General features: G+C 40.8%; 2 protein-coding genes. One reads left to right on the top strand and one right to left on the bottom strand.

All coding sequences use genetic code 11. The annotated features are described in order from the left end of the window. The coding region (locus ON09_RS23420) for a YeiH family protein (RefSeq protein ID WP_010603500.1) at positions 1-960 on the top strand (960 nt) is incomplete at its 5' end. A 116-nt stretch (positions 961-1076) separates the two neighbouring features. On the opposite strand, the gene ON09_RS23415 is transcribed toward ON09_RS23420, so the two are convergent. Further along, on the bottom strand, positions 1077-2426 hold a 1350-nt coding region (locus tag ON09_RS23415; RefSeq protein ID WP_010603499.1), incomplete at its 5' end, for a cation:proton antiporter.

Raw genomic sequence — 2426 nt, 5'->3', positions numbered from 1 at the left:
TATGTAGTCTTCGCCTTGCTGATTGGAATTTTACTGGGCAATTTGGTCCAACTTCCGCAGTGGTTAAAAGAAGCCGTTCGGTCAGAATTTTATATCAAAACTGGTCTGGTTATTTTAGGGACCACCATACTTTCAGCTGATTTAGTAAAAGCTGGATTGCCCGGTATTTTACAAGCTGTAGTGGTAGTAAGTGCAGTTTGGTTTTTTTCGATGTGGTTAAGCAGAAAATTAAAGGTAGATGATGAGTTCGGTGTGATTTTGGCTTCTGCTGTTTCCATTTGCGGCGTTTCGGCAGCTATTGTGGCGGCCGGAGCAATTAACGGAGATAAGCGAAAACTATCTTACGTAACAACATTAGTTTTAATTATGGCCATTCCAATGATGGTTTTACAACCCTGGGCAGTTAAATTTTTTAATATTCCTGAAGTTGTTGGCGGTGCCTGGCTAGGTGGAACCCTTGATACCACAGCAACTGTAACCGCTGCGGGAGATTTGATTGGACCAATCGCAGTTAAAGCTGGCGTAATTGCTAAATTTTCTCAAAACGTTTTTATCGGTGTCGCCGCTTTTCTTATCGCTATATGGTGGGCTTATAAGAAACCTAAAAAATCAAATGGAGAAATTGCTATTCAAAAAGGTAACGGTATTGGAATTGTTTGGGAACGATTTCCAAAATTTGTAATTGGTTTTATTGCAGCTTCGCTTATATTTTCATTTCTGTTGTCTGCTGAAACCTCTAAAGCGGTTGTACCCTCACTAAGCGGTTTACGAACAGTTTGGTTTGCTATGGCATTTGTATCCATCGGTATGGAAGCCAAGCTTTCATCGCTAATTAAATTGCAAGAAGGAAAGCCCGCTGTAGTATTTGGTGTGGCACAATTGTTCAACATATTTTGGACGTTATTATGGGCCTACATTTTATTCGGAGGATACATTTTCGAAGTGCCCGATTTTAAGTAACAAATTTCGTTTCCTTTAGGATCAACTGTAAAACCGATAGTTTTTCAGTTGATCCCTGATAGATGCTAAAGCTGCATTGTAGCTTATCTATTTTAAATAAATCTGTACTCAAAGGACTAAATAATCTTTAATCTTTCTTCTTCCAAATCGATTTGATATAATTGCTGGCGGATGATTTCCTCATCAATTTTTGGGTCTTTATTTAATTCAACTAAATATTCGCGTTGGCTATCTAAAAGTTCAACGAAAATGGTTTTGGTGTCGTCATTCATCCAGCTATCGTCGGCAGCCTTGGCCCGTTCTTCCCACTGTTTAAGTATTTTTGCGATCTTCTCATTGCCCTGTAAACCATTTTCGTATTTATTTTTAAGCTCTTGATAAACATGTTGTTTAAGGCCTTGCTTCATTTTCAGCCTGGTTGCTTCTTCATTTTCAAGGCCAAATACACCATCAAAAAAATGGGTGCGTTTAATGAAATAGGGCAGGGTTAATCCTTGGATTAATAAGGTTAATAATATAACCACAAAAGTGATAAAGAGGATAAGATTTCTATGCGGAAAGGCTGCTCCATTTAGCGTAACTGGTATAGCTAAAGCTGCGGCGAGTGATACCACGCCTCGCATACCGGTCCATCCCAATAAAAGCGGCATCATCCAGCGCCTTACCCGCGATGAGGCATGCGGTCGAACACTTGGCCGGAAGATGGTAGTAGCTACCAAAGCCGCATAAGAGCTAATCATCCTGGCACCGATAAGCACAGCTGTCACCAATAGTCCATAATTAATAGCCGTACCTAATGAAATTCCTTCAGATCTTATCCCGCCAACAATTTCTGGCAGCTCTAAGCCTATAATCATGAAAACTACACCGTTTAAAATAAACACAAAACTTTCCCAAACACTGAATCCTTTTATCCTACTGGCGCTGTTTAAAAAGACGAGTCGTTTTGCAGACATGTATAGACCACCACATACCACCGCCATTACGCCAGAACTATGTACCTGCTCCGCTACCCAATACATAAAGTAAGGCTCGATGAGTGTCAAGGCGATATCAGAGGGCGCATCAGTTGGTAAACGTTTATGTGCCTGAACGAAAATCCAAGCCAGCAACAAGCCTATTGCAGCACCACCAAGTACCATCCATATAAAGCTTCCTGCAGCTTCATGCCATACAAATTGCCCGGTACCAACGGCTACCAAAGCAAACCGAAAAATAATCAAAGATGAGGCGTCATTTAGTAAACTTTCTCCCTCTAAAATGGCGGATGTAGAACGAGGAATTTTAACAAATTTCATGATGGCTCCGGTGCTTACCGCATCTGGGGGCGAAACGATACCACCCAGTAAAAAACCTATGGCAATGGTAAATCCTGGAATTAAATAGTTGGTAACCAGGGCAACTGATAGCGCTGTGAAAAATACAACCAGAAAAGCGAAACTGCCGATAATACGCCACCATTTTTT

Origin of the sequence: Pedobacter agri PB92 (assembly GCF_000258495.1) — a bacterium.
Classification (GTDB): Bacteria; Bacteroidota; Bacteroidia; order Sphingobacteriales; family Sphingobacteriaceae; genus Pedobacter; species Pedobacter agri.
The sequence above is the reverse complement of the archived record's forward strand: the minus strand, read 5'-3'. Positions and strand labels throughout refer to the sequence as shown.